Annotated in this window: 27 protein-coding genes and 1 riboswitch; of the genes, 6 read left to right on the forward strand and 21 right to left on the reverse strand. The window is 39.2% G+C overall.

Annotation, left to right across the window (positions count from 1 at the left end; genetic code table 11):
- Position 1 precedes the first annotated feature (1 nt).
- The 16 genes from ACRPLY_RS01870 to ACRPLY_RS01945 form a co-directional block, all read right to left on the reverse strand.
- Positions 2-775 carry an enoyl-CoA hydratase/isomerase family protein gene (locus tag ACRPLY_RS01870; protein WP_028413341.1) on the reverse strand — a complete coding sequence of 258 codons (774 nt, stop codon included), beginning with the start codon at positions 773-775 and terminating at the stop codon, positions 2-4.
- 29 nt (positions 776-804) lie between these two features.
- Positions 805-1,566 carry an SDR family NAD(P)-dependent oxidoreductase gene (locus ACRPLY_RS01875; protein WP_033579541.1) on the reverse strand — a complete coding sequence of 254 codons (762 nt, stop codon included), beginning with the start codon at positions 1,564-1,566 and terminating at the stop codon, positions 805-807.
- A 14-nt stretch (positions 1,567-1,580) separates the two neighbouring features.
- On the reverse strand, positions 1,581-3,359 hold the full coding sequence (locus ACRPLY_RS01880) for an acyl-CoA dehydrogenase family protein (protein ID WP_432231515.1): 1,779 nt from the start codon (positions 3,357-3,359) through the stop codon (positions 1,581-1,583).
- Positions 3,347-4,090, reverse strand: a complete 744-nt coding sequence (locus ACRPLY_RS01885; protein WP_311264512.1) for a 2-phosphosulfolactate phosphatase — start codon at positions 4,088-4,090, stop codon at positions 3,347-3,349. The genes ACRPLY_RS01880 and ACRPLY_RS01885 overlap by 13 nt, the downstream gene beginning before the upstream one ends.
- Positions 4,087-5,145 (reverse strand): phosphotransferase family protein, encoded by a 1,059-nt coding sequence (locus ACRPLY_RS01890; protein ID WP_182029628.1) that lies wholly within the window; start codon positions 5,143-5,145, stop codon positions 4,087-4,089. Before ACRPLY_RS01890 ends, ACRPLY_RS01885 begins: the two co-directional genes overlap by 4 nt.
- Before the next feature lie 25 nt (positions 5,146-5,170).
- On the reverse strand, positions 5,171-5,572 hold the full coding sequence (locus ACRPLY_RS01895; RefSeq protein WP_048020916.1) for an acyl-CoA thioesterase: 402 nt from the start codon (positions 5,570-5,572) through the stop codon (positions 5,171-5,173).
- A gap of 14 nt (positions 5,573-5,586) precedes the next feature.
- On the reverse strand, positions 5,587-6,369 hold the full coding sequence (locus ACRPLY_RS01900) for an enoyl-CoA hydratase (RefSeq protein ID WP_028413346.1): 783 nt from the start codon (positions 6,367-6,369) through the stop codon (positions 5,587-5,589).
- Positions 6,366-7,250 (reverse strand): 3-hydroxyacyl-CoA dehydrogenase family protein, encoded by an 885-nt coding sequence (locus ACRPLY_RS01905; protein ID WP_325076843.1) that lies wholly within the window; start codon positions 7,248-7,250, stop codon positions 6,366-6,368. Before ACRPLY_RS01905 ends, ACRPLY_RS01900 begins: the two co-directional genes overlap by 4 nt.
- An 80-nt stretch (positions 7,251-7,330) precedes the next feature.
- Positions 7,331-7,897 carry a TetR/AcrR family transcriptional regulator gene (locus tag ACRPLY_RS01910; protein WP_028413348.1) on the reverse strand — a complete coding sequence of 189 codons (567 nt, stop codon included), beginning with the start codon at positions 7,895-7,897 and terminating at the stop codon, positions 7,331-7,333.
- A 90-nt stretch (positions 7,898-7,987) separates the two neighbouring features.
- A complete protein-coding gene (locus ACRPLY_RS01915) occupies positions 7,988-9,604 on the reverse strand; it encodes a long-chain-fatty-acid--CoA ligase (RefSeq protein WP_168760769.1) in 1,617 nt (538 codons plus the stop codon).
- Between the two features lie 19 nt (positions 9,605-9,623).
- Positions 9,624-10,397 (reverse strand): SDR family oxidoreductase, encoded by a 774-nt coding sequence (locus tag ACRPLY_RS01920; RefSeq protein ID WP_325076841.1) that lies wholly within the window; start codon positions 10,395-10,397, stop codon positions 9,624-9,626.
- A complete protein-coding gene (locus tag ACRPLY_RS01925) occupies positions 10,375-11,619 on the reverse strand; it encodes an acyl-CoA dehydrogenase (RefSeq protein WP_325076839.1) in 1,245 nt (414 codons plus the stop codon). The genes ACRPLY_RS01920 and ACRPLY_RS01925 overlap by 23 nt, the downstream gene beginning before the upstream one ends.
- Positions 11,620-11,771: 152 nt before the next feature.
- Positions 11,772-12,035, reverse strand: coding sequence for a DUF1292 domain-containing protein (locus ACRPLY_RS01930; RefSeq protein ID WP_013057050.1), 264 nt, complete (start codon positions 12,033-12,035; stop codon positions 11,772-11,774).
- Between the two features lie 86 nt (positions 12,036-12,121).
- Positions 12,122-13,846, reverse strand: coding sequence for a PAS domain-containing sensor histidine kinase (locus ACRPLY_RS01935; RefSeq protein ID WP_325076837.1), 1,725 nt, complete (start codon positions 13,844-13,846; stop codon positions 12,122-12,124).
- Between the two features lie 160 nt (positions 13,847-14,006).
- Positions 14,007-14,321, reverse strand: a complete 315-nt coding sequence (locus ACRPLY_RS01940; RefSeq protein WP_155010163.1) for a YckD family protein — start codon at positions 14,319-14,321, stop codon at positions 14,007-14,009.
- Between the two features lie 73 nt (positions 14,322-14,394).
- Positions 14,395-15,513, reverse strand: coding sequence for an NAD(P)/FAD-dependent oxidoreductase (locus ACRPLY_RS01945; protein ID WP_033578972.1), 1,119 nt, complete (start codon positions 15,511-15,513; stop codon positions 14,395-14,397).
- A 338-nt stretch (positions 15,514-15,851) separates the two neighbouring features.
- Here ACRPLY_RS01945 and ACRPLY_RS01950 point away from each other — a divergent pair, with 338 nt between their 5' ends.
- The 6 genes from ACRPLY_RS01950 to ACRPLY_RS01975 all read left to right on the forward strand — a co-directional run bounded on the left by ACRPLY_RS01950 (position 15,852) and on the right by ACRPLY_RS01975 (position 21,051).
- Complete coding sequence (locus ACRPLY_RS01950) at positions 15,852-16,364, forward strand: CBO0543 family protein (RefSeq protein ID WP_028413355.1); 513 nt, start codon at positions 15,852-15,854, stop codon at positions 16,362-16,364.
- Positions 16,365-16,430: 66 nt separating this feature from the next.
- Positions 16,431-16,613: riboswitch (Lysine riboswitch) on the forward strand.
- A gap of 138 nt (positions 16,614-16,751) precedes the next feature.
- Positions 16,752-18,080, forward strand: a complete 1,329-nt coding sequence (gene lysA / locus ACRPLY_RS01955; RefSeq protein ID WP_014460106.1) for a diaminopimelate decarboxylase — start codon at positions 16,752-16,754, stop codon at positions 18,078-18,080.
- A gap of 50 nt (positions 18,081-18,130) precedes the next feature.
- A complete protein-coding gene (locus ACRPLY_RS01960) occupies positions 18,131-19,393 on the forward strand; it encodes a dicarboxylate/amino acid:cation symporter (RefSeq protein ID WP_047750979.1) in 1,263 nt (420 codons plus the stop codon).
- A gap of 138 nt (positions 19,394-19,531) precedes the next feature.
- Positions 19,532-19,666, forward strand: a complete 135-nt coding sequence (locus ACRPLY_RS01965; RefSeq protein ID WP_013057043.1) for a hypothetical protein — start codon at positions 19,532-19,534, stop codon at positions 19,664-19,666.
- A 155-nt stretch (positions 19,667-19,821) separates the two neighbouring features.
- Entirely contained in the window at positions 19,822-20,007 is a 186-nt protein-coding gene (locus ACRPLY_RS01970; protein WP_028413357.1) for a hypothetical protein, read from the forward strand.
- Positions 20,008-20,139: 132 nt separating this feature from the next.
- On the forward strand, positions 20,140-21,051 hold the full coding sequence (locus ACRPLY_RS01975; protein ID WP_028413358.1) for a LysR family transcriptional regulator: 912 nt from the start codon (positions 20,140-20,142) through the stop codon (positions 21,049-21,051).
- A 200-nt stretch (positions 21,052-21,251) separates the two neighbouring features.
- Here the strand turns inward: ACRPLY_RS01975 and ACRPLY_RS01980 are convergent, their stop codons facing one another.
- From ACRPLY_RS01980 to ACRPLY_RS02000, 5 genes are all read right to left on the reverse strand, one after another.
- On the reverse strand, positions 21,252-21,938 hold the full coding sequence (locus ACRPLY_RS01980; protein ID WP_034266120.1) for an O-methyltransferase: 687 nt from the start codon (positions 21,936-21,938) through the stop codon (positions 21,252-21,254).
- Positions 21,939-22,191: 253 nt separating this feature from the next.
- Complete coding sequence (locus ACRPLY_RS01985) at positions 22,192-22,767, reverse strand: GNAT family N-acetyltransferase (RefSeq protein WP_047750981.1); 576 nt, start codon at positions 22,765-22,767, stop codon at positions 22,192-22,194.
- Between the two features lie 175 nt (positions 22,768-22,942).
- The gene (locus ACRPLY_RS01990; RefSeq protein WP_047750982.1) at positions 22,943-23,416 is read right to left on the reverse strand and encodes a hypothetical protein; all 474 of its coding nucleotides are present in this window, start codon (positions 23,414-23,416) and stop codon (positions 22,943-22,945) included.
- Positions 23,417-23,660: 244 nt separating this feature from the next.
- A complete protein-coding gene (locus tag ACRPLY_RS01995) occupies positions 23,661-25,121 on the reverse strand; it encodes an aminoacyl-histidine dipeptidase (RefSeq protein WP_432231516.1) in 1,461 nt (486 codons plus the stop codon).
- 195 nt (positions 25,122-25,316) lie between these two features.
- On the reverse strand, positions 25,317-26,093 hold the full coding sequence (locus tag ACRPLY_RS02000; RefSeq protein ID WP_028413363.1) for a 3-hydroxybutyrate dehydrogenase: 777 nt from the start codon (positions 26,091-26,093) through the stop codon (positions 25,317-25,319).
- Positions 26,094-26,106 lie beyond the last annotated feature (13 nt).

Below are 26,106 nucleotides of genomic sequence, written 5' to 3' on the forward strand. Positions count from 1 at the left end.
CTTATTTCCCTTGAAATAGTGGCTTTCTTTTTTCTTTAAATGCAGATATTCCTTCTTGATGATCCCTCGTTTCTACCATAAGAACTTGCGTTAGCCTTTCTTGTTCAAGCACTTGTTCTAGCGTTAAATGGAATGAATCGTTGACGATTTTTTTCATTTTTCCGTACGCTTTCGTTGGCCCTTGTGATAAACGGCTTGCAAAAGACGTAACCTCATCTTTCAACTGATCTAACGGCACTACACGGTTCAAAAAACCGGCTTTGTAAGCCGTATCGGCATCCAGAGGCTCTGCTAAAAATAGCAGTTCTTTAGCTTTGTGGGGGCCAACGACCTTTGTGAGAAAGTAAAGACCTCCTCCATCTGAAATCAATCCCACTTGAGAAAAGCTTAATACAAATCGGCTTTCTTGTGATGCGATGATAAAGTCAGAAGCGAGAGCTAAATTAAAAGCAGCTCCTGCTGCAAACCCATGAACTGCTGAAATAATTGGCTTCTCTAGATTTTGCATCGCTAAAATACATTCATTTAAACGGCCGATATGTTCATAAACATCAGCTCCCGATGCTTGACCCATCGTTTTTACATCGCCTCCGGCAGAAAACGAGCGCCCCGCTCCATTTAATATAACCACTTTAATAGACTCATCGCTTTGTGCCTGTTTTATTTCAGCTGTTAACTTTTCAATCATTTCCTCACTGAATGCATTTAAACGATCCGGTCGATTTAACGTTAAAGATAAAATAGTCCCCTGCTTTTCTACTACTAAATCACTCATAATTTCGACTTCCTCCTCTTTGCTTTGTATTAAACGATAAGCCACCCGCCGTCTACTAATAAATCACTTCCCGTCATATACGATGCCTCTTTAGACGCTGCAAAAGCAATAACATTTGCAATTTCATCTGGTTTACCTACACGTTTTAAAGCCGTATTTTTTTCGATTGCCTTAGTGAAGCGCTCATTTTCAAGTCCAGGCTGTGTTAAAGGTGTTTCTACGAATCCAGGAGACACAGAGTTTACTCTGATTCCGTGAGGTGCTAATTCAAATGCCATTGCTTTTGTAAAGTTGATTAAAGCAGCTTTAGCAGCGCTATAGTGGGGGATTTGCGCACCTGCTTTATGTCCTGAAAGAGAAGCGATGTTAACAATAGAGCGATTTTCTGCTATTTCTTCAGTTAAAAAAGGAATCAAATGTTTTGTTACAAGAAATACGCTTGTTAAATTGACGTCCTGCACCTGTTTCCACTGTTCAAGCGTTGTTTCTTTGATTGTGGAATTAACAGATCCGCCTGCGTTATTAATTAATAAATGAATTTGTCCGTACTTTTCTTTTATAAACTCAGCAAGCTCTTTGACGTCTTCTTCTTTCGTTACGTCAGCTGGGAAAATATCTGTACATTTTCGTTCACACCGTGTGTCAATAGCGGATGCAGCCTGTATTAGTTTTTCTTTCGTTCGCCCCACAAGAATGACGCGAGCGCCTTCTTTCGCCATTCTTTGAGCGGTCGCTTCTCCAATGCCACTTCCAGCTCCTGTAATAACGGCTATTTGCCCTTCAAAACGCATCATAATACCCCTCCTTATACAACATATCGTCCGCTGTCGATAAATTCACGGGCGATGTCTCGATTGCGCATGAACTCTCCTTCACTTTGCAAATCATTCATCCATTTTCCAAGAATTGTGCGGTACTGTCGGTGTTTTTCATCCGTTAACATCCCGTTTATTAATTGTCGAGCCTGCTTTTCAATTTCAAAGAGCGTTTCACTAACAACTGTTGCTGTGAGCTTGCTTTTTAACGTTTCTTTTTCTTCTCCATTTCTGGTTACAGCTTTTTCCACGCGCAGCACAGATGACTCCATAGCGAATAGCCCAATAGCAATTTCTGCTAGTTTCATCAGCGTTTCTTGTTCTTGCGCTAGATTTGTCTGAAACGTTTGGAATGCTGTTCCTAGCAATGCAAGAAATAAATGCCTTGTTGTAATAACAGCCTGCTTTTCTCGTGCTAGAAGTTCATTTGAAGATATTTCCCACTGACCGCTCATCAATTCACTAACGGCATGTTCTACTCGTTTGTTCAGCTCTATTTCTCCTTTGCCTGCTTTTTTTAGAAGCTGAGTTGGAAGCAAAAGGCGGTTGATTTCATTTGTACCTTCAAAAATACGATTGATGCGTGAGTCACGGTATACTTGTTCAATTTTATATTCTTGAATAAATCCTGCTCCGCCATGAAGCTGCAGCGATTCATCGGCAATTAAATCAAGAGTTTCCGATCCATACACTTTACACACTGAACATTCCTTTGCAAATTCAGCCAGCTGTTTAGCTACTAACTTATGATTTTCACTTTCATATAGTCCACCAAGCGCCTCTTCTAGTAAACCAGCTGTACGGTACTGGATAGATTCAGATGCAAAAATACGAGCCGCCATTTTTGCTATTTTTTCTTTTGAAGCGTTAAATTCCGCAATAGCTGTTTTAAACTGCTTGCGTTCTTTTGTATAACCTAAAGCAAGTTCAAACGCATATTTCGCTGCGCCCATACATGCAGAACCTAAGTTAAAACGTCCAAGGTTTAAGACGTTCAGCGCAATTAAGTGACCTCTTCCTACTTGTCCAAGTACGTTTTCTACGGGTACTAAACAATCTTCATAAATAACCGGGCGAGTAGACGACCCTTTAATCCCCATTTTCTTTTCTTCTGGCCCGAGAGACAGTCCTTCAAAATCTTTTTCTACAATAAAAGCGGTAAAATGTTCTCCGTCTACTTTTGCATATGTGATGAACGTATCTGAAAAGGCAGCATTGGTAATGTACTGCTTCGTTCCATTTAATACATAATGCGTTTTTTCAGGATTTAATACGGCTTTTGTTTGGGCTGCAAGAGCATCAGAACCAGCTTCTGGCTCTGTCAAACAGTAGGCGCCAATATATTCACCGCTTGCCAATTTGGGCAAGTATTTTTCTTTTTGCTTTTTGGTACCAAAATACGTAATAGGAAGTGTCGCAATGCATGTATGATTAGAATGAGCGACTCCATATCCGCTTGTCCGGCCGATGATTTCACCTACGAGTCCTTTGCTTACTTTATCAAGACCTAGTCCTCCATATGCTTCTGGAATACTGTGAGCAAGAAGTCCGAGTTCGCCTGCTTTGTGCATCAATTCTACTACTTTATCAAAATCTTGCTGCTCAATGTCACTGTGGTAAGGGTCGACTTCTTTTTCAATAAACTGCTTTGCTGTCTGAGCGATCATACGATGCTCATCCGTTAAGTCTTCAGGTGTATAGACGTGCTGCGCAGATGTTTTTTTAAGTAAAAATGATCCGCCTTTTGCTTCGGTTTTCATTTCAGACATATCATTTCCTCCCCGTTTACTAGCTTTTTCTTCACTACCTTAGGAACTACAGAATAGACGTTTTTCCGGCTTACAAAGCCAATTTCGTCTAGAAAGCCATACTGAGTGAGCATTTCTCCTACGGCTGAGTGTTTCAATATTTCAATAGATGAATGCTCATAAGCCTTATACAAAAGCAGTGCGGCTTTTGCAGCATCCGTTAAATAAAATGTTTTTAGTTGCAGAAGACAGCTTATAAAGTACCCCGCTCCATATAAATCTTCTAGACAGAAGCGATCGGATGAACCTGAACAAACCAATAAAACAGTTTCATCTTGACTTGGTTGACAAACAGCACTGGCAACCGCTTCTCCGTTTAACAGTGAAGCTGCATAGACATGTTTTGCTTTTTCAGCGTTATGAATGGCCACCGTTCCATTAGTGGTGGATAAAATAACCGTTTTATCTTGAACATGCTGCTTTATCGTGCTGGGGCTTGGATCAAAAAATCCTTCAATCGTTTTCCCTCTATATTCGCCTACAAGCGCAATTTCGTCAGGCTTATACGTTTTTGCTTTATTGCGCGCTTCTTCTTCGTTTTTTACGGGAATAACCTCTATTGCTCCTTGTTGTAAAGCAGCCGCAATTGTTGAAGTAGCCAATAAGACGTCAAATATAACGACCGTTTTTCCTTCTAGCTTTTTGGCAAGAAGCTCTTCTTTTTTGAGTATTACGTGAACTTTTCTTTTCATATATGCCCGCGTTCTGTATGCAGAGCATGAATAATCAGCGTTTTTACATACTCTCCAAATTGTGAAAACCGTTTGTCATTTGTTTGGCCTTTTTTATAACGGTAATAAATTTGCTGACAAATGACAGCAAGTTTGAAGTACGCAAACTTCAGGTAAAAGTCAATGTGTGACACATCTCGTCCGCTTTTTTTAGCATACGCTTCCACAAAATCTCGACGGGAATAAAAGCTTTTTTGCACAGTAACAGGTGGGTTCCCCAATCCTCTTTTTAAAAGTTCAGGGTCGCTGTCTTCCATCCAATAGCTCATCGCCACTCCCAAATCAGCAAGCGGGTCTCCAACGGTTGTCATTTCCCAGTCAAATAATCCTACAATTTTATTTCCATCCGGTGAAAATAACGTATTGTTAAGCTTATAATCATAGTGAATAATGGTTGAATGCTGTGAAGTGGGGATGTGTGTGGTCAACCATTTCTTTAGTGCTTCTACTTCCGGTATGTCACTTGTTTTTGATTTTTCATAACGATGAATCCAGCCGTGTACTTGACGTTCTAAAAAACCTTCAGGCTTGCTGATTTCTTCAAGGAGCGTACCTTTATAAGGAACGTCATGAAGCTGAACAAGGACATCTACCATTTGTTCTGAAATACGACGGCAAAGTTCGCTAGTTCCTTTCACGTCTTCTGGAAACGCTGTGTCGATGAGAACACCGTGCTTTCGCTCCATTAAAAAAAAGGGTTTCCCGACCACCGTTTCATCTTCACAAAACACATTAGGCCTAGGAGCGAGAGGGAAAGATTTCGATAAAACAGATAAAATCTTGTATTCTCTTTCCATGTCATGCGCTTTTGGCGCAACTGGCCCAAATGGCGGGCGTCTCAACACCGCCTCCCACTCTCCGACTGAAAGAGCGTAGGTTAAATTGGACGCACCCGATCCAAATTGCTTGATTAAAAGAGGCTCTTTAGGTAAATCAGGAATCGAAACACGGAGAAACTGATGCAGTTTTTCCGTGTTTAATTCCTCTCCTTTTCGTACAGGAATGATTTGTGACATTCTTTTACCACCTGCTTTTTTATAGTTAAACAGCTACTTTATAATTCATCAAAAACTGCTTAATGTCCGCTGGAATAGAAATGCTTTTTTGTGCATCAAAATCAAAGTACACGATGACAGCTTCTCCTTTAGCAATCAGCGATCCCGTCTTGCTGTCGGTAATTTCATGGCCAATTGTAAAGCTTTTATTGCCGACATTAGATACAAAGGTTTTAATCGTTAACACTTGATTAAAATATCCTTGCGCAACAAAATCACATTTAGTAGACGCTAAAATATACTCCCACTTTTTTGTATGCATGGATGCTCCCATTTCTTCAAAAAAAGCAATGCGTGCCTCTTCTAAATAAATGAAATAGCTCGTATTGTTAATGTGACCGAGTGCGTCTGTTTCGCAAAAACGCACTTTGACCTGTGTTTCATACATGGTTTTCTCCTCCTTTACTTATGTGAAAAAACAGCGGGACGCTTTTCAATAAATGCTGATACTCCTTCTTTAATATCTTCTGTTTGAAAGACTTCTTCAAACAGCTCTGCCTCAAGTTCAAGACCTTCAGATAGTGTACGATTCATTCCTTCGTTTACCGCTGCCTTAATTCGAGAAAGTGACGGAAGAGAGTGACGGTTAAATTTCTTAGCCAGCTCTTTTGCTTTTTCGAGCCCTTTTCCTTTAGGCGTTACATGATTGGCAAAGCCTGCATGAAGTGCTTCTTCCGCCGAAACAGGACTGCCGGCAAACATCCATTCTTTAGCTTTAGATGCGCCGATTACGCGCGGAAGACGCTGAGTTCCGCCGCCTCCGGGAAACAATCCGAGCTTCACTTCCGGAAGACCGATTTGAGCATGTTCTTCGGCAATGCGTATATCAGCGGTTAGTGAAAGTTCGCACCCTCCCCCAAACGTTAAACCGTTTAACACGACAATTGTTGGTTTTTCAATGTTTTCAAGTTTTTGCAAAACACGATGGGTTTTCATAAACTCTTCTTTAATACCGCTTTGTCCCATTAGCTGTGGAAATTCTTTAATATCAGCTCCAGCCATAAACGCCCGGTCGCCCGCTCCCGTTAAAATGATTGTAATGACATCAGGATCTTTACTAAGCTCTTCATACGTTTCTTCAAGCTGCTGCACAACAGCCTGGCTCATTACATTTAAAGGCGGATTATCAATGGTTACAATAGCTGTTTTCTCTTCTTTTTCAATACGTACAAATTTTTTCATCATTGCTTCACTCCCTGTGTGTGGTATGTGTAAAAACCTTTTCCTGTTTTGCGTCCAAGCTCGCCTTTTTGAACTTTTTCTTCTATGCACGCAGCTGGCTTGTCCTCAGGGTCCCCTGTTTCGCTATAGCGCTGCTGCATCACAAAATATCCGACGTCAATTCCTGAGAGATCCATCAATTCAAAAGGACCGATCGGGTGATTGAGCGCTTTTTTGCAAATCGTATCAATGTCCTCAAAATCTGCGTATCCATTTTCGTAAAGGAAAACGGCTTCTTTTTGCAGCGCTCCTAAAATTCGATTGGCAATAAAACCTGAGATTTCTTTTTTCAGAAGGACTGCTGTGCGATTAATTTGCTTGCAAACTTCCATTGTCGTTTGAGCTGTTTGTTCACTTGTCTTTTCACTCACCACAACTTCTACGCAGTCCATTACAAGAGGAGGAAAAAAGAAATGCATGTTAACGATTTGCTCTGGACGGTTTGTTGCACTTGCAATAAGCGAGTTAACAATTGTTGAACTATTCGATGCTAAAATGGCGTGACTTGGTGCGTACTCATCTATTTCTTTAAAGACGCTTTGTTTTACATCTAACTTTTCTACAACAGCTTCAATCACAAAATCAGCACTTGAAACCGCTTCCTTTAATGTGCTTGTAAAAGACAACCTTTGAAATGCGGCTTCTTTAGCATCAGAGGAAATTTTGCCTTTGTGAACCCACTTGTCTATAATTGCTTCCAGCTTATTTTTCGCCTCGATGAGTGATTGTTCATTCATATCTTGAATAATTGTTTCATATCCTCCAAGTGCACAAAGCATACCAATTTGATGTCCCATTTGTCCTGCGCCAATGACAGCAATACGCTGTATATCTTTACTATTCATGTTATAGCCTCCTTTTAATATAAAAGGAGAGAAAGAGCTTATACTTTCCCACCTTTTACGAGCACTGTCCAGCCTAGCAGCTACTGTGACTGAATACCTTTCATCAACATCTTATAAAAAATAGCCGCAACTTCTCGATCTGACTTTTCACCATCCGGCTGAAACCAAAAATAGCTCCAATTTGTCATTCCTAATATGCCTAGCGTCACGATATCTGAAGGCAAATCTGAACGGAACTGCCCTGCTTCCATTCCTTTTTCAATAATTTCCTGTACGTTTTCTTTAAAACGATCGCGCTTTGGAATGATTTGCTGTAAGTGTTCTTCACTCAAATGACGCATCTCTCGAAAAAACACTTTAGCTCGAAGACCTTCTTTCTCAATATCATGAACAAGTTTAAAAATAATGCTGTGCAGCTTTTCAGGATAAGATATTGTCTTATCTGCAAGAATCGTCTCTTGGTTTTCTATTAATCTTTCAATATATTGAAGGTGAATATCCATTAAAAGCTCTTGCTTGCTTTTAAAATAATAATAAAACGTTCCTTTTGTGACGTTTAATTCATTTACAATATCTTGAATAGACGTTTCTTTGAAACCTTTTTGAGCAAAAAGCTGAATGCTTCGTTCCATCATCAAATCTTTCATCGTCAAACCCTCTCTGTCTTTTCTCATTTTCACAAATTATACCATGGCTTAGAGGGAGCTTTTGAAAAAGTTTGTTTATGTTCAGCTTCTTTACATCGTTTCTTTCACCACTTCTTCTCGCAGTGCTCTTCGTAAAATTTTCCCTACATTGGTCTTAGGAAGCTCAGCGCGAAACTCAAAGATTCGCGGAATTTTGTAAGCTGCAAGATGATGTCGACAATAAGAAGTAAGCTCTTCTTCAGAAAGAGATTTTCCTTCTTTCACTACCAAAATCGCTTTAATTGTTTCTCCTCTGTAAGGATGCGGAACGCCAATGACAACGGCTTCTTTAATGTGGCTGTGCTCATATAAAACTTCTTCAATATCTCGAGGATACACATTAAAACCACTCGCAATAATCATATCTTTTTTGCGATCAACAATGGATAAATACCCATCTTCGTCTATCTGTCCAATATCTCCTGTGTACAGCCAGCCGTTTCTAAGCGCGTGAGCTGTTTCTTCAGGCTGATTCCAATAGCCCTTCATAACTTGAGGGCCTTTAATCACTATTTCTCCAAGCTCTCCTCTTGGCAGTTCTTTTGTTCCTGTAGCCACGTCTACAATTTTATAAGCAGTTTGCGGAACGCCAAGTCCGACTGTGCCTGGCTTTCGTTCACAAAACGGCAGGTTGCAATGGGTAACGGGGGACGCTTCTGATAAGCCGTATCCTTCTAACACTTTAGCACCCGTTTTTCGTTCGAACTCTTTCATCAGCTCAACAGGCATTGGCGCACTGCCGCTGTTGCAGATGCGAATACTTTCGATATTGTATTCTTCTGCCCGCGGATGATTGGTAATCGCGACATACATAGTTGGCACTCCAGGGAAAATACTAGGCTGCTCTTTTTTGATTGTATTTAGTACTTCTTCTAAATCAAAACGCGGCAATAGCAATATTTCATTTCCGCAAAGAATTGATAAATGCATACAGGAAGTCATGCCAAATACGTGAAACAATGGAATAACGGTTAAGCATTTTTCTTTTCCTAATTCAATATCATGCTTAAATATTTCGTATGATTGAACTGCGTTTGTGTAAATGTTTGTATGTGTAAGCATCGCACCTTTAGATGGTCCGGTCGTTCCTCCCGTATACTGAAGAACAGCAATATCGTGTGCTGGATGGATGACCGGCTGATTAAATTCATGCTTAATGGTTAGAAAATCTAAGAAGGAAAGGTCTGGTGATGTAGGAACAAAAGGTTTTTGCAAGCTGACGGTTATCGCTTCTTCTATCTCAACACGATTCCTTATCTCTTGAAGTCTCGTATAAAAATCATCGAGTAGAATTATTTTTTTTGCGCCGGAATCGTGTAAAATATGCTCTAGTTCTTGTTCGACAAGCATGGGGTTGACCTGAGTGACAATGCCGCCCGCTGCTACAATGCCAAAATAGCTTATTATATATTGCGGACAATTTGGCAGCATAATTGCTACACGATCTCCTTTTTTAATCCCTTTTTTCTGCAGTGCTCCTGCAAATACGCGAACTGAGTGGTACAGCTCCTGGTACGTTAACGTATGCTGATACATGCGCGTGGCTGTGTGAGCAGGATAACGTTCGGCTGTTTCTTTCAGCATATCAAATAGTGAAATATCTTCGATGTGAATGTCATGAGTGTAGGCTTCTGGATAAGGTGTAAACCATTTTTTAACGTCTTCCATTGAGTAACTCCTTTCTTATTCACATAGCATGAACTCCACCGTCTACTGTCAGAATATCGCCCGTAATATAATTAGACGCTGCAGAAGCAAGAAAAACAGCCGCTCCTTTTAAATCAGCTTCGGAGCCAAAGCGTTTTAAAGGGGTTTGACTTAGAAAATAATCTTTTCCTTGTTCCATAATCCCACCTGACATTTTAGTAGGAAAAAATCCCGGCGCAATTGCATTAACTTGAATATTATGCTGTCCCCATTTGACAGCTAAATCTTTCGTGAACGTAATGACCGCTCCTTTACTCGTGTTGTACCCGATTGTATCCATATACTGAGGGTCCGTTCCTCCAAGACCCGCAATTGAAGCAATGTTAATAATCTTACCAGCTTTTTGTTTAATCATTTCTTTTCCAGCTTCTTGTGACATTAAAAACGTGCCCGTCACATTAATATTCATCACTTTTTGCCATGCTTCAAGAGGCATTTCTTCAGCCGAAGCTCCCCACGTAGCTCCGCTGTTGTTAATTAAAATATCGATGCGTCCAAATGTTTCAATCGTTTGATGCACGACATTTTTAATATCTTCAGGCTGACTGATGTCGCATGCTAAAGCGAGGGTTTTTACGCCCATGGTGGCCAATCGATCAGCCACTTGCTGACATGCTTCTTTTTTTCTTGAGCATAGAACAATATTTGCCCCTGCCTCTGCAAGCCCTTCTGCCATTTGCTCTCCTAATCCTCTGCCTCCTCCGGTAATAATAGCTGTCTTTCCAGTTAAATCAAACAGATCCTTTATGTGCATAGGTTGCCTCCTGTTCTTGATAGGATTTTAGCTCAAGTCTTGCAAGCTGTGCTTTGTGCACTTCGTCTGGACCATCGGCAAGGCGCAAAGTGCGGGCATTTGCCCAAAGTGCCGCAAGCGGCGTGTCTTCTGAAACACCTGCTGCTCCAAATGCTTGAATGGCACGATCAATGACTTTTAAAGCCATAGCAGGAGCTATTACTTTAATCATGGCAATTTCTTTCCGCGCTTTTTTATTTCCAACTGTGTCCATCATATAAGCAGCTTTTAATGTTAATAAGCGAGCTTGCTCAATTTCAATACGCGATTCTGCCACCCATTCTTGAATAACCCCTTGCTGAGAAAGTACCTTATTAAATGTAGAACGACTTTGAATACGCTTACATAATTCTTCGAGCGCTCTTTCAGCTGCTCCTATTAGACGCATGCAGTGATGAATACGTCCAGGCCCTAATCTACCTTGAGCAATAGCAAACCCTTTTCCTTCGCCTAAAAGCATATTGGATGCTGGCACACGCACATTGTCATAATGAATTTCAGCATGTCCATGAGGAGCGTGATCGTATCCAAAGACTGGAAGCATTCGTTCAATTTTAACTCCCGGAGTATTTAATGGAACTAGAATCATAGACTGCTGTTCATATTTAGATGCGTTAAAATCGCTTTTTCCCATGACAATAGCAATTTTGCAGCGAGGATCTCCCGCACCTGAAGACCACCATTTTCTTCCATTTATTACATATTCATCGCCTTCTCTTACAATACTGCACTGAATGTTTGTGGCATCAGAAGAACCTACATCCGGTTCTGTCATAGAAAAGCAGGAGCGAATGTCTCCATTTAACAGAGGCTTTAGCCATTTTTCTTTCTGTTCAGGCGTTCCGTATCGAACCAGCACTTCCATATTGCCAGTGTCAGGAGCTCCGCAGTTAAAAGCTTCTGGTCCAATAATAGAACGGCCCATAATTTCGCAAAGAGGAGCGTATTCTACATTTGTTAGACCTGCTCCGTATTCGCTTTCTGGCAAAAATAAGTTCCATAGCCCAGCTCGCTTTGCTTTTTCTTTTAACTCTTCCATGATTGGAGGAACAGCTGACCATCTAGATGGCTGTTCATTCAGCTGTTGTTCGTATAGCCGTTCATTTGGATAAATATGCTCTTCCATAAAAGAGCTCAATTCTTTTTGCAGCTTCACTACTTTGTCAGAGTAAGAAAAATACACGGTAGTCCCTCGCTTTCATTTACTTACTAACCGGTTGGTATGTTACATATTTATCATAAATGAAGGGAAATAATTCAGCAAGATATTTTTAGAAAAATTCTAAATATTATATTATTTAGAAATAAAAAAAAGAGAGGTTGTAACCTCTCTTTTTACGCGGATGTCATTTCCTCAAATACGGCTGATACTTTTTCAAACTCATCATCATCTTCAATTGAAGACCATTCACCATCATCTTCAATTTTTAAAAAGAAAACATCAATTTCTTCTTCTGTTTCAATTAAAACTTCTTCCACAAACGCAACGGCAATATAATCGTGGCCTTCAATCGTCATTTTTCCAAGCACTTCAATATCTTGCTCTTGATCATTTTCATCTAAAATTGTAAAAATCTCTCCCGTTTCAATACGTTCCATCGTATTCCCTCCTATTTTAACCTCATTATTCGTTCACTAACATGTATTCCCCTTTAGAAAAGGTTTCATGCTTATAAAAGTAGAATCTACTTTTTAAAAGGCAAAAGAATGTCTACGGTAGTTCCTTTTCCAAGTTCACTTACAAAGTTAATTTCTCCTCTATGTTCTCGAATGATCTTATAGCACACCATCAGTCCAAGCCCCGTTCCTTTCTCTTTCGTACTATAAAAAGGTTTTCCTAAATGCTGCATTCGTTCCTGCGTGATGCCTGGCCCCTCGTCGCTAAACCGGACAACAAGGTTCTCCTGATTAAATCTTTTTAGTTGAATCGTTACAGTTCCTCCACTTGGCATGGATTCGACGGCATTTTTAAATATATTGCTAAAGACCTGTTTTAACTGGTTTTCTTCGCATAATACGAGAGGAAGATGAAGATCAATCTCTTTTTTTACGTGAATTTTCTCTGTAATCCCCTGCACCTCAGCTAGCTTTAACGTGTTCTCTAAGATATCTTGGACGTGTTTGTCTTTGTAGGTTTTCGCCTGAGGCTTTGCAAGACTCAAGAACTCGTCGGCAATCAATTCGATTCTATCTAACTCATGATTTATCATTTCTACATAGTAAGGCTGACCGCTCGTTTCTTCTAATAACTGCATAAATCCTTTTACCGCTGTTAGAGGGTTTCTGATTTCGTGAGCGATACCCGCTGCTAACTGTCCGACTAAGGAAAGCTGAGCGGATTCACGCAGCAATTTTTCAGTTTTTTTACGTTCTGTAATATCACGAAACAAAACTTGAATGGCCTGCTTTCCCATATACGGAATAGGAAAGGCAATGGTTTCGGCATCAATCGTATGACCGTCTTTATGAATAAACTTTTCTTCCTGCAGATCCACAGATTTATTTTCTGTTTTCATTCGATAAATTCGCTGTTTTACAACATCATAGTAATCAGGGTGAACAAACTGATAAACACAAGCTCCTAATACATCTTGAGGATTCTTGTATCCTAGTGCTTTAGCTCCTGCAGGGTTGATATAATCAATTTTACCTTCACTATGAACGATAATTGCTTCCGGGGATAACTCAATCAAACTTCGGTAGCGCTGTTCGCTTTCTTTTAAAGCCGTCTCATCCTGCTTGCGTGATGTTATATCTCGATAGACAAACGCAATGCATAACGGCCAATCATTCATATTTTCAACGCGAAATAGTGTGACGCTTACATTAATTAAATGCCCGTCTTTATGCTGTCTGACCGTCTCAAATTCCGTTTTCGATTCCCCTGATTGAATAGTCTTATGAAGTTCGCACACGGGCTCCTTTAAAAACGAAGGTATAATCGGAAGAGGCTTTTGATGAATTTCTTCAAACGTCCAGCCAAATGTATTCTCAAACGCAGGGTTCACTTGAAGCGTTTTACCCTCTAAGTCAACGATAGCAACAGCATCTGCGTTATGATAAATAAAAGGCTGAATCTGTTCTTTTTTCTCCTGATAACTAGTTATATTCACGCAATGTCCCATAATTTCAGGTTTTTCTGTGTAAGATAAAGGGGTTAAGTTTACTACATAGCGTTTATCATTTATTTGAAGCTCGTACATAAGCTTTTTCTTTTTATTTAGCGCTTCAAAAAAATGCTCATACGAGACCCATTCTTCTAGAGGTATTTTTTGCTCAGAAACGCTTTCTCCTTGATACATACTGTAAACAAGATGGTCACCTTTTTGTTTGTAAGCAAATATGATTCCTAGATCCTCAGCTGAATGATTTTCTGCATGTAATCGGACTATTTTTTTATTTTCGTTCATCGTTCATATTTACCTACCCCTCACTAGCATCTTTCCTACTCGTTCTCATTCTCTTAATTTTACATGAGGTGTTTAAAATTTACTAGATAAAGAAGCGGATATTTTCCATTCATTCACATAAAAAAGCGCCTGTATAGGCGCTTTTTTATGTGAATAGGAATTACTTTGAATGATGCATTTTATGACAGTGACGCTTCGGGACAAAACCATTTTGCTCCATATGCTGATAGCGATTTTCCATATGTGAAGAAATGTTTTGACTCTCCGTTTTGCTTAGCACGCCGTACTCCACATATTTTGAAAGTATTTCTTTCTTTTTTTCGAACATTTCTTTGTACAGAACGGATAATTCCTGCTTTTGCTGAGACGTCAGCTGCACGTCTTTTGTTTCTGGCTGAGGATTGTTTTCCGCTAATACAGGCGTCCCGCTCATAAATAAAAAAGCTGCTGCTGCACTTATCATAACCTTTCGCAAACAATCTACTTCCTTTCATCATATAGTAGTTATAGTTTGCGAACTTCTATTTGTTTTCATTCATTCTATTTGCTTAGGACTCAATAGCCCCTCTTACATCATAATCGCTAAGATCAATTTCCATTTCCATTTCAAGTGCTAATTTAGCAAGCTCTGAACCAAGATAAGGACCCGACGTTAAGCCTGAAGCTCCGAGACCATTCGCTACTAGTATTCCTTCGTAAGCTGGAAGAGCCCCAATGACTGGCAAGAAGCCTGGAGTAAATGGTCGAAACCCTACCCTTGTTTCTAAGACTGTGCTTTCTGTTAAGCCAGGAGCAATTAATAAGGCCTTTGAAAAAATTTCATGAAGCCCCCCAGCCGTTACTCTCAAGTCATAACCCGTGTCGTTTTCATGTGTTGCTCCTATGACAATTTGACCTTGTTCAAACGAAAGAATATATTGGTCGCTTGGAGGCATTACAACGGGCCAGTCTTTTGTATCTAAATCAGGAAGATGCAAGTGGACAATTTGCGCTTTTTGAAAGCTTGCTAAAAATTTCACTCCAAGAGGCTCTAGTAATTGATTTGCCCACGCTCCTGCTGTCACGATTGTTGTACTTGCTAGAAGGGTTTGTCCATTTACGGCAACGCCCGTTACTTGATTATTTTCATAAAGTAGTTCTGCGTTTCCTTCTATTATTTTTGCACCGTTTTTCTTCGCTGCATTCACAAGTGCGTTTCGAAGAGCTCTTCCGTTAACGCGAGCGGCTCCACTAATATGAACTGAACTGTATTCTTCCGAAAGAGCCGGAAACAAAGCCTGTGTTTCTTTAGCGGATAAACGTGTAATCTCGCCTATTTCGGGGGCTTCTTCCCGACGCTTATATGCTCGTTCTTCCATTTTTTTAAGCTTTTGTTCATCAGTGTGTAAACTAATTGCTCCTACTCGCTTATATCCCGTATCCGTTTCTCCATCTTCTTCTAATTGCTGAATTAATGTTTGATAGTACTTGGCGCCGCCTTTTGCTAAGCGGTACCATGCTTTATTTCGACGCTGCGAAAGCCATGGACAAACAATTCCTGCTGCTGCATCAGTAGCTTGACCAGCATCCTTGCGATCTATCAATGTCACATCTGCTCCTGCTTTTGCTAAATGATATGCCGTAGAAGCTCCAAGTACCCCAGCTCCAACTACGATGTATGTTTTCATACCAAAACACCCTTTTCTTTCTTCTAGTATTCTCATGCTATATGTATGCAATTTTAGCATAGCAAAAAAAGAAGTCACATACTAGGCGAAGCTATTTTAAGCTTATTTTTAAGCCTTGCTGACTTTGACATATAGCTCCTTTCGTCTCGTAAACAAAAGCGGTAGAAGTTCTTTTACCAAGATTATAACAGGGTGAAGAAAGCCATAAATAGTGGTAGTACGTCTTTAACGCTGTGGCTTACGGCTTTTCTATTATAGGTGCTGAATAAAAAAATGAAAGAATAAAACCACTATAATATGTAAATAAAAAGAAATAACCATTATTTTAAGGAGAGCGTATGCAATCTTCATTTGTATTATTTTTTATCATTCTTGGTTTACTATTTGGCAAGTGGCGAAGGTATCAAGAATACTACCCTACTTTGCTGTTTTGGGTCACGGGGAATTTGCTTTATGAAGTGCTGCTGTTTCATCACCGCGTATGGGTATTTCACCCTGTTGGTATTGATCATCTTTTTCTACCCGATCACCTAATGGTTTCTCTTGGAATAACCTTAATTATTTATCCGTTTGTTATACCGGTTTTTTTAGGAAGGCTGCCGCTGCATGTAAGCGGCCGGCTGTGGTGGATTCTTTTATGGGCGCTTTTATTTACTGTGATTGAGTTCATTGCTTATGTTAATCACAGTATCACTCATCATTATGGATGGTCGCTGCTATGTTCTTTTCTCTTCAATATTGTCACGTTCTCACTTTTAATCATTCATCAGAAGACAGCGCTGGCTGCTTGGATTCTATCTGGAAGCTTCATAGCTTTTTTATTTATCTTCTTTGATATTCCTATGCCTTAACTTTTCATTGACTAGACAGAGGAAAAGGAAATATAATAGGAGTTACATTTAAATATAATTTTCCTCTCTGAGAATAGAGGTGCATGAAATCAAGAGTCACTTATTGGAGACTAATGGAGTCTGTGAAGATAAGTAAAAGGGATTTCGTGCCGAAGTATATAAACATCCATTGTGTTCATATACTGGTTCAGTATTGAATAAATGCTGAGCTGTCACAAACCACTTGGTTTGTGGAGAGCTATTGAAGAGATGTTGATGCCTAGAATGTAATAATACTTTATTATTATGAAACCAAGACGCGTGAACATCACTTCACGGGTCTTTTTTGTGTTTTTCTACTGACCATCAAAGTTATAGTTGAATGATTTAAATGGAGGGATACGGATTATGTACTTACATGGAACGAGTAAAATTAACAGCAGCAATCATTTAGAAATTGGGCAGTGCGATACGGTCGAACTGAAAAAACAATACGGCACTCCCCTATACATCTACGATCAAGAATTAATTGAGACGAAATGCAAGGCCTTCCATTCAGCCTTTCAAAGAAGCGGCTTTTCATATCAAATCGCCTATGCAGGGAAAGCGTTTCTTTGTATGGAAATGGCTAGCCTTTTAACGAAGCTTGATATGTCATTAGATGTGGTCTCAGGAGGCGAATTATTTACAGCTCTTGAAGCGGGATATCCAGCTGAACGCATTCATTTTCACGGAAATAACAAAACGATTGAAGAAATTGAAATGGCTCTTGATGCGAATATTGGCTGTTTTGTTGTGGATAACTTTACCGAACTTGAAGTTTTACATGCCTTAGCAGCTGAGCGCAAACAGAAAGCATCTATTCTTCTGCGTGTTACTCCAGGGATTGAAGCCCACACACATGAATATATTATGACCGGACAGGAAGACTCCAAGTTTGGATTTGGTCTTTCCAATGACCAGGCTATGAAAGCGGTAAGTTCTGCATTAGAAAAGCCTTACTACGATCTTTTAGGCATTCATTGTCATATTGGTTCGCAAATTTTTGAAGTAGATGGTTTTTCTCGCGCCATTGATATTTTAACTGATTTCTTATTCAGTATTCGTGATAAAATGGAATTTGAAGTAAAAGTTTTAAACGTAGGTGGTGGTTTTGGTATTCGTTATACCGAAAGCGACTCTCCACTTCCAGTTGAGTATTATGTAGATGCACTGACAGAAAAGCTAAGCCGCACGTTAACTGAACAGAATTATACCCTTCCGGAAGTCTGGATTGAGCCTGGAAGAAGCATCGTAGGAGAAGCAGGTACAACGCTTTATACAATCGGCTCAACGAAGGAGATTCCAGGTGTACGCAAATACGTAGGAATTGATGGCGGTATGACCGATAATATCCGTCCTGCTCTTTACGATGCAAAACATGAAGCTGTCTTGGCTAATAGAGTGACGGATAAAAAAGATGAAACAGTATCAATTGCGGGGAAATGCTGTGAATCAGGAGATATGCTTATTTGGGATATCGATTTACCGCGCGTTAATCAAGGAGATTTACTAGCAGTATCCTCTACAGGTGCCTACAACTATTCAATGGCTAGCAATTACAACCGTATTCCGCGCCCTGCTGTTGTATTTGTGAAAAATGGAGAAGCTCGTCTTGCTGTAGAGCGAGAAACATACGAAGATTTGGTGCGTAAAGATGTAAAGCCAGTCGTTACTACGTATGCAATGAGCAAATGATAGCTGTTCTTGCGTAGTAAAGAAGCTATTGTTGTTTGGAGGAAATCTATATGGTTTTAAGTGTATTTAAAACGTACAGATCATCGCTTATTCTGCTTCTCGCTATTTTAATTGGCGGGATAGCAGGATATGCTATCGGGCCCGATGTGGCAGTCGTAAAGCCCTTTGGTGATTTGTTTCTTAATTTAATGTTCATGATTATCGTTCCCCTTGTCTTTTTTAGTGTGGCTTCGGCGATCGCAAACATGAACGAAATGAAACGTCTTGGTAAAATTATGCTAGGTATCGCCGTTGTGTTTGTCGCCACTGCTGTTGTTTCAGCCGTTCTAGGCTTTTTAGGCGCATCACTTTACAATCCGCTGCACAACGTAGATACTTCTGCCATTAAAGAATTAATGGGTGACAGTGAAAATACAGCTGAAAAAATGACGCTTTTAAATCAGCTTGTTAGTACATTTACTGTACCTGATTTTGTTCAGTTATTTTCGAAAGAGCATATTTTACAATTAATTGTCTTTGCCGTTATCTTCGGTATTGCTACCACGATGGCTGGTGAAAAAGGACAGCCTATGGCGAAATTTCTGACTTCGGGTCAAGAAGTATCGATGAAAGTCGTTAAAATTGTCATGTACTATGCTCCAATTGGTTTAGGGTGCTATTTTGCTACTGTAGTAGGAGAACTTGGACCAAAGATCTTGCAAGGGTATGCTAGAGCATTTATTCTTTATTTATTAATTGCAATCGTTTACTATTTTGGCTTCTTTACGCTATACGCATGGATTGCTGGCGGTAAAGCAGGAATTAAGCTGTTTTGGAAAAATGCAGCTGCTCCTTCTATCACTGCTATTGCTACCTGTTCTTCCGCGGCATCTATTCCAGTCAATTTAGACGCAACAAAGAAAATGGGTGTGCCGCTGGATATTGCTGAAACAGTAATTCCATTAGGAGCAAACACCCATAAAGATGGTTCTGTTATCGGTGGTATTCTAAAAATTGTTTTCTTATTCAGTTTGTTCGGCAAAGATATGACGTCTGCTACGAGTATTTTGAGCATATTAGGCGTAGCCTTTTTAGTTGGAGCCGTAATGGGAGCAATTCCTGGAGGCGGTATGATTGGCGAAATGTTAATCATTACAATTTACGGATTTTCGCCAGAAGTTCTGCCCATCATTGCGGTCATTTCCACAATTATTGACGCCCCTGCTACGCTCTTAAACAGTACGGGAAATACAGTAACAGCGATGCTTGTTACAAGGTTTACAGAAGGAAAAGACTGGATTAATAAAATTATCACCACCGATAAAGTCGCCTAGTAAAAAAGCAAAGGGAACAGTCTTAGTGACTCTCCCTTTGCTTTTTTCGTGTGCAGTAATATCGATAGCCGTGTATAAAGTTTGTAAATACGCACATTCTATAGGTATGTTTCATAACCGGACTGGAGGTGTCGTCTAATGAGTAACGCTGCAGGAGGTTCAAAGAAGAATCAACCGAATGATGCGAATCACGTAAGTGCAGAAACAAAAGCTCATCAAAAACGTCTCACTGAGCAAAACAAACAAGAGCATCAAGCTGAAGAGCGAAAATAAAATGACGTCAAAGAACGTTTGGCACAGGCCCTGCGTTCTTTGACGTCATTTTATTTTGAGAGAGCTTAATGACGACGCTCTTTATAGGTCTATCGTACAACCTCCTTTCAAACTTTTACATATTCTATTAATAGGTTTGTAAAAGGAGGAATGATATGGTGTTTTCTTGGATAGAGATTACAGCTGCAGCCTTTGGGCTTTCAGTTATTTTGATAAGTTTTGCATTTTTGCCCGAACGTACAGGCAAAAATCTTTATATTCCTCATCAGCTAGTAGCAAAATCTATGTTTCTCTATAAAAAGATTATTGGTTTTATAAATCAATTTCGACAGAAACTTTAGTTCATTTCCTTTCCTCGTTTTTATTCGTTGGATAGCTCCCTTTTTTAATCAGCGCATTTACAGTAAATAATTTAATGGTTAAAATAAAGAGTAAAAAAAAAGGATAAGCAGTTTGCAGAAATGGAGTTTCACATGGAAATCAGAGACTTAGAATACTTTATAGAGGTAGCGAATCATAAAAATTTTACAAAGGCAGCGCTGCAAGTTCATTTGTCACAAACGGCTTTAAGTAAAGCCGTCAAAAAAGTAGAAAATGAACTAGGATTTGAGCTTCTTGACCGTTCAACAAGAGAATTAAAGCTAACCGATGCAGGAGAAGTCGTGTATCATCAGGCAACTAAAGCGCTGTCGGTGTTAAAAGACATGCCTCACTTGTTGGGCGATTTAATGAACTTGCAAACAGGGCAAATCAAGATGGGAATCCCTCCGCTCATCGGGACCTTGTTTTTCCCGAAGATTGCAAAAGCATTTAATGAACAATACCCTAAAGTATCTCTAGAGCTTATTGAATTTGGAGCAAAAAAAATTGAAGCCCTTGTGGAAGAGGCTGGTGTAGATATGGGGATTGTTATGCTTCCTCTCACAAGCGGTCATGATGAGCATTTTCACGTATACCCGTTCGTTAAGGAGAGATTCCTTTTATACGCCCATAAAAACCATCCTTTAGCGAAACGTTCTTCCGTCTGGATGAAAGAATTGGAGCATGAAAAATTCATTATGTTCAGTGAAGAATTTACGCTGCACGACCGGTTAATTCAAGATGCTTTAAAATCAGGATTTGTGCCTTCTATCGCATATAAAAGTTCTCAATGGGATTTAATTATTGAATTAACAGCAGCAGAACTAGGTATTGCTATTTTACCCGAATCGCTTTATGCCAAAGTGAAAGATTCCAATATTATTACGGTACCTATTGCAGATCCTGAAATGATGTGGGAACTTGGAATTATTCTGTTAAAAGAACGCTACAGTTCATTCGCTGTAAGAGAGTTGATTAATTTTCTGACAGCAAAACAAATAACAAATAAGTTGGACGCAAATTAAATAGAGGCTGGGAGATAACGAAATCAATCCACAGCTAGAAGCACATACGCCTACACACATGAAATTCACGTTCACTATCACCATGAAAAAATCCGACCGAGGAATCGAGATTCTCCATCAAGAATTTGAATTCATCGGTCGGATTTCCCTTCAACAAAACTACTTTTGTCCCAGCCTCTTTATATGTAACACGAGTTCTATCATTCAACAATCCCTACAATGAATCCATCATAGCCTTTGCTTCCAACGGTTTGTATAGCCGTGGCGCTGATTCGTTTTTCTTGAGCCAGAGCATCCATAAATTGTCGAATTCCCTTTACATTTTCATCTTCACTTTCTGAGTTCACCACATGCCCTTGACGAACAACATTATCACAAATAATCGTACTTCCTCGTTTCGATAATTCTAGAGCCCACTTTAAGTAATTTGGGTTATTCGGCTTGTCAGCATCAATAAAGATAAGATCAAACGGCTCTGTTCCCTTATCCTTTAATACAGCTAATGTATCAAGCCCGGGGCCGACAATGACTTCTACTAAGTGGCTTACTCCCGCTCTTTTTAAATTTGCTCGTGCTACTTCTGCATGCTGAGCGCTTAATTCGAGCGTAATCAGCTGTCCGTCTTTCGGAAGAGCTCTGGCTAGCCAAATCGTGCTGTACCCTCCAAGAGTACCAATTTCCAAAATGCGTTTAGCCCCTTTTAATGAAGCTAACAAATGCAGAAACTTTCCTTGACTAGGCGATACGTCGATGGCAGGTAATCCAGCCTCTTGATTTGCCTTCAATACCTCATCAAGAATAGGGTCAGGTTGTATGAGCTTATCATTCATATAAAGATCCACTTCATTCCAAATTTCATATATAGACATTTCCATACTCCTCCACATAAGTGATAAAAGCTTTATTATTCAAAGATACGAATATGTTTTTCTCATATTCAGCTTGTTGCCATAATCGTTCGTATTATGAATGTGTTCTAGCTCTTTAATAAACTATCCTGCTCGCTCTTAAAAAGAATTGTTATATGTCCATAAAAAAAAGACCTTCAGAGAGGTCTTTTTTTATCTTTAAATAATCGTAGCTCAATCAGTAGAAAATAGCCGGTACCTTTCTACCGGCTATTTTCTAGAAGACATCTTATTATCCGTTATGACTGAACTTAAATACCATCGGTGTACGTTCTGTTTCTATTTTCCAAATCATGTGATGATATCCTTTGCTCCAGTAATCTTTTACTAAGTAATCGGGAATTCCAAATATGTTTTTCCATACTTTCTGAGCATTCTTGTATCCGCTATCCAAACAAATTTTTTTAATTTCTCTGCTTTGAAGCGTAAGCAGCATAATATGTATAAGCAGTGTTCCTACCCCTTTTCTTTGGTACTTTGGGTGAACAAAAACTGTGCCGATTTCAATCCATCCTTGCAGCTCCCCTTTTGTACACGCCATAATTAATTCACTAACAGGGCCATATTCAATGCAGCCAATAATCTTATTGGTGCACGTATCTATTCCGAGCCAAAAGAATCGATGTTTTCCATCGCTATCAAGGTCACTTTTTAAATATTGTTCTTTACTTTCAATTTCTATTTGTATATCGTTCACCATGTCAGATAGACCCTCTCTATGAAAGGTATCTGTGATCACTTCATTAAAAAGCTCGTGGAGTTCTGCGCTGTCCTCTATTTTTGGTCTTCTTATTTCAATATGATTCAATGTTCATCCCTCCTGATTATTTCACTGTTAAATATGAAGCTTTACTTTTATTATTTATCAATATATGTTGATAATCCTTTTCCTTTTCTACAGTTTTCCCAACAAAAAAAGCACGAGAAGCTTTAAGTTCTCGTACTTTTTTATAATATGGATTCTGCTTTTCTATTGGGAACTGTTAATACTGATTCACAAAGCTCTGGATTTTACATACGAATTCAGAAAGATTCTCCTTTATCTCTTTATCCTCTGTTTTCGCTACTTGCTCTTGTATGGCATCAATCATTAAACGTGCTCTTTTAGGATCTATAGAGGCCGGCTGGCTGCTATTATTTGATAAACTCTTCAAAATTTGATTAGTCATTTTGTTTTTATCATGAATATAAAATAATATTTGAGGAACTTGATTAATTAACAAATTTACATATCTGCGAAACTCCTCTATCTCATATAATTCTCTTGAAGTACCTTTAAAGCCATCAACGGAAAGCATAAGACTCTGGTAGCCTTTATCACTGCGTTGATTAAGTGCTTTAATCACTTTTAAAAATCGACCGAACTTTAGATAACGTATTTCGTCTTTCTTTAATTCTAAAAATTCAATTTCTCCTTTTTCTAAAAAAGGATCTTTGATAAGACTATTATCATTCATATACATTCTCTCCCTACTAATTTATTAGTTGCAGAGCTTGTTTTGAATTCATTTGTCTATCGTTTTAGTAATTGTTTACCTCTTTTAGGACCGTTTTAAAACCTTTATTTGTAAAACGCTTACATAAATGTTCTCAATTGCCTGACGCGTTGATGGAACCCTATTTATTATCTGATAAATGACGAATGAAAAAGAGCTCCTTTACAGAAGCTCTCTTTTTAAGATTATAGGGATGCTGATAACTTTATATCTTATTTGCCTCTTTTAATACTGCTAATAAGTATTCCCATGTCTTAAGAGTAGACGGAATGCTCAGGTGTTCATCAGGTGTATGAACGTCGTACATATCGGGTCCGAGCGAAATGGCATCTAATCCAGGGATTTTTTCTAAGAAAATACCGCATTCAATTCCAGCATGGATGGCGATGATCTCCGCCTCTTCACCATACTTTTCTTTGTAAACCTTTTTACATAATTCGCGAATTTTTGAATCTCCATTGTACGCCCATTCAGGATAATTACCTTTTGTTTCAACTCTTCCCCCGACTACCTGAGCAAGTATGCGCACTTGACTTACTATTTTTTCTTTTAAGCTTTTTACTGAGCTGCGAATTTCATTTTGAAAAACAACCTCAGATTCTGTCGTCGTGATCACACCTAAGTTGGTAGAAGATTCTACTAATCCTTCAATATTCATACTCATGCTTTGAACGCCGTTTGGTGTTAGCATAATAGCTTGTACAATTCGTTCTGTCGTTTCTCTTGTAAAACATTTCTCAACGGAAGAAAATTTGTTTATTTTTACATATACGCTCGGATCAGCCGCTTGTAATTCATTTTTTACTATTTCGTTCCACTCACGAATCTTATTTTCTAGCTTTCCTACCTCAGAAGGCTCAACTGATAGAATTGCTTCTGATTCACGGGGAATTGCATTTGATTTTAATCCTCCGCTAATGCTGCTTAAAGAATAGGGAAGTTCTTGTTGTAAATCATATAAAACTCTCCCTAGCAGTTTATTCGCATTTCCTCTTTCTTTGTCAATTTCCATTCCGGAATGTCCGCCGCGCAGTCCTCCGATGCTTAAGCTATATGTTTCTGAGTTATTGGAAGACGACTCCCAGTTTAGAGGAATACGAAGCACGCCTTTTACCCCGCCTGCGCTGCTGACAAGGAGCTTTCCGTCCTCTTCTGTATCAAGGTTAATAAAGATTTTCCCTTCAAAATAAGCTGGATTTACAGCAATGGCTCCGCCCATAGTCGTTTCTTCTTCAGTGGTAATGACTACTTCAAGAGAGGGGTGCGCTATATTTTGAGCATCTAGTAAAGCCAGTGCATATGCAACGGCAATCCCGTTATCAGCTCCTAGCGTAGTACCATTTGCATAAAGCATATCTTCAACAATTCGCAGTTGAAGCGGATCTTTTTCAAAGTCATGGACAGTTCCTTTATTTAACTCGCATACCATGTCCATATGTCCTTGCAAAATGATAGCTGGAGCATGTTCATATCCTTTAGTTGCCGGCTTTTTAATGATTACATTTAAAGCTTTGTCTTGGATAACCTCAAGGCTTCTTTCTTTTGCAAAAGAAACTAAATAGTTACTAATTTCTTTTTCATTTCCAGATTCTCTAGGAATAGCTGAGATTTCGTTAAAGAAATAGAAAACCGGATGTTTAATTAATTCATTTACTGTTTGCACCATATGTATCATCCTTTCTAATCTGTACGCTTTTTTATCCTACTATTTATCTTGACAGTAGAAATAGCATATGAGGCTTTTTTTATGTATCGCCTAGTTATATTTTAACGTTGATTAACTCAATAGAATAGATATAACCTAAAAAAGCATAAATGAGCCCGTTGGACTCATTTATGCTTTTAATGATTTGTTCTATTTTTATTGAGCTGTATATCCGCCGTCCATTACTACCGCTTGACCAGTTACACCTTTTGCTTTATCACTGGCTAAGAAGATAGCGTAGTCAGCAATTTCGCTCACGTCTAGTAATCTTTTTTGAGGGACTAAAGGATAAATAACTTCTTCAAGAACGCTTTCTAATGGTACGTTTCTTGTTTTAGCTAAACCATCTAACTGACCTCTCACTAGTGGTGTATCCACATAACCAGGACAAAGTGCATTAACCGTAATACCGTGTGCTGCACCTTCAAGAGCAGCTACTTTTGTTAGCCCAATTACACCGTGTTTGGCACTGTTATAAGCTGCTTTGCCTGCAAAACCGATTAAACCGTTGATAGAAGAAACGTTAATAATACGTCCGAACCCTTGTTTTTTCATAATCGGAAACGCGTGCTTAATCGCCATAAATGGAGCTGTTAGCATAATTTTAATCATTAACTCATACTTTTCAGTTGGAAACTCTTCGATTGGAGAAACATGCTGCAAACCAGCGTTGTTAATGAACGTATGAACCGCTCCAAAATGTGCGTTTGCTGTTTCAATTAAATGTTTGATTTCTTCTTCTTTTGTTACATCCGCTTTGACACCAAGTGCTTCGAATCCAGCTTCACGAAGATTTTGTGCTGCAGCTTCTACGGCAGTTTGATCAATATCAGATAACACAATTTTCCCGCCGTTTTCAGCGAATCGTTTACCTATTTCAAATCCAATTCCTCTTGCTGCTCCTGTGATTACAATTACTTGATTTTCAACCATGTGTATTCTCCTC

The organism is Priestia sp. TGN 0903, assembly GCF_050846855.1.
GTDB lineage: Bacteria > Bacillota > Bacilli > Bacillales > Bacillaceae_H > Priestia > Priestia zanthoxyli.

Bases quoted from the DNA above. Each gene is read 5' to 3' on its own strand.
- ACRPLY_RS01870 (WP_028413341.1), bottom strand. From the start codon at position 775: ATGAGTGATTTAGTAGTAGAAAAGCAGGGGACTATTTTATCTTTAACG.
- ACRPLY_RS01875 (WP_033579541.1), bottom strand. From the start codon at position 1,566: ATGCGTTTTGAAGGGCAAATAGCCGTTATTACAGGAGCTGGAAGTGGC.
- ACRPLY_RS01880 (WP_432231515.1), bottom strand. From the start codon at position 3,359: ATGTCTGAAATGAAAACCGAAGCAAAAGGCGGATCATTTTTACTTAAA.
- ACRPLY_RS01885 (WP_311264512.1), bottom strand. From the start codon at position 4,090: ATGAAAAGAAAAGTTCACGTAATACTCAAAAAAGAAGAGCTTCTTGCC.
- ACRPLY_RS01890 (WP_182029628.1), bottom strand. From the start codon at position 5,145: ATGTCACAAATCATTCCTGTACGAAAAGGAGAGGAATTAAACACGGAA.
- ACRPLY_RS01895 (WP_048020916.1), bottom strand. From the start codon at position 5,572: ATGTATGAAACACAGGTCAAAGTGCGTTTTTGCGAAACAGACGCACTC.
- ACRPLY_RS01900 (WP_028413346.1), bottom strand. From the start codon at position 6,369: ATGATGAAAAAATTTGTACGTATTGAAAAAGAAGAGAAAACAGCTATT.
- ACRPLY_RS01905 (WP_325076843.1), bottom strand. From the start codon at position 7,250: ATGAATAGTAAAGATATACAGCGTATTGCTGTCATTGGCGCAGGACAA.
- ACRPLY_RS01910 (WP_028413348.1), bottom strand. From the start codon at position 7,897: ATGAAAGATTTGATGATGGAACGAAGCATTCAGCTTTTTGCTCAAAAA.
- ACRPLY_RS01915 (WP_168760769.1), bottom strand. From the start codon at position 9,604: ATGGAAGACGTTAAAAAATGGTTTACACCTTATCCAGAAGCCTACACT.
- ACRPLY_RS01920 (WP_325076841.1), bottom strand. From the start codon at position 10,397: ATGCACATAAAGGATCTGTTTGATTTAACTGGAAAGACAGCTATTATT.
- ACRPLY_RS01930 (WP_013057050.1), bottom strand. From the start codon at position 12,035: ATGGAACGTATTGAAACGGGAGAGATTTTTACAATTTTAGATGAAAAT.
- ACRPLY_RS01935 (WP_325076837.1), bottom strand. From the start codon at position 13,846: ATGAACGAAAATAAAAAAATAGTCCGATTACATGCAGAAAATCATTCA.
- ACRPLY_RS01945 (WP_033578972.1), bottom strand. From the start codon at position 15,513: ATGAAAACATACATCGTAGTTGGAGCTGGGGTACTTGGAGCTTCTACG.
- ACRPLY_RS01950 (WP_028413355.1), top strand. From the start codon at position 15,852: ATGCAATCTTCATTTGTATTATTTTTTATCATTCTTGGTTTACTATTT.
- lysA (WP_014460106.1), top strand. From the start codon at position 16,752: ATGTACTTACATGGAACGAGTAAAATTAACAGCAGCAATCATTTAGAA.
- ACRPLY_RS01960 (WP_047750979.1), top strand. From the start codon at position 18,131: ATGGTTTTAAGTGTATTTAAAACGTACAGATCATCGCTTATTCTGCTT.
- ACRPLY_RS01965 (WP_013057043.1), top strand. From the start codon at position 19,532: ATGAGTAACGCTGCAGGAGGTTCAAAGAAGAATCAACCGAATGATGCG.
- ACRPLY_RS01970 (WP_028413357.1), top strand. From the start codon at position 19,822: ATGGTGTTTTCTTGGATAGAGATTACAGCTGCAGCCTTTGGGCTTTCA.
- ACRPLY_RS01975 (WP_028413358.1), top strand. From the start codon at position 20,140: ATGGAAATCAGAGACTTAGAATACTTTATAGAGGTAGCGAATCATAAA.
- ACRPLY_RS01980 (WP_034266120.1), bottom strand. From the start codon at position 21,938: ATGTGGAGGAGTATGGAAATGTCTATATATGAAATTTGGAATGAAGTG.
- ACRPLY_RS01990 (WP_047750982.1), bottom strand. From the start codon at position 23,416: ATGAATGATAATAGTCTTATCAAAGATCCTTTTTTAGAAAAAGGAGAA.
- ACRPLY_RS01995 (WP_432231516.1), bottom strand. From the start codon at position 25,121: ATGGTGCAAACAGTAAATGAATTAATTAAACATCCGGTTTTCTATTTC.
- ACRPLY_RS02000 (WP_028413363.1), bottom strand. From the start codon at position 26,093: ATGGTTGAAAATCAAGTAATTGTAATCACAGGAGCAGCAAGAGGAATT.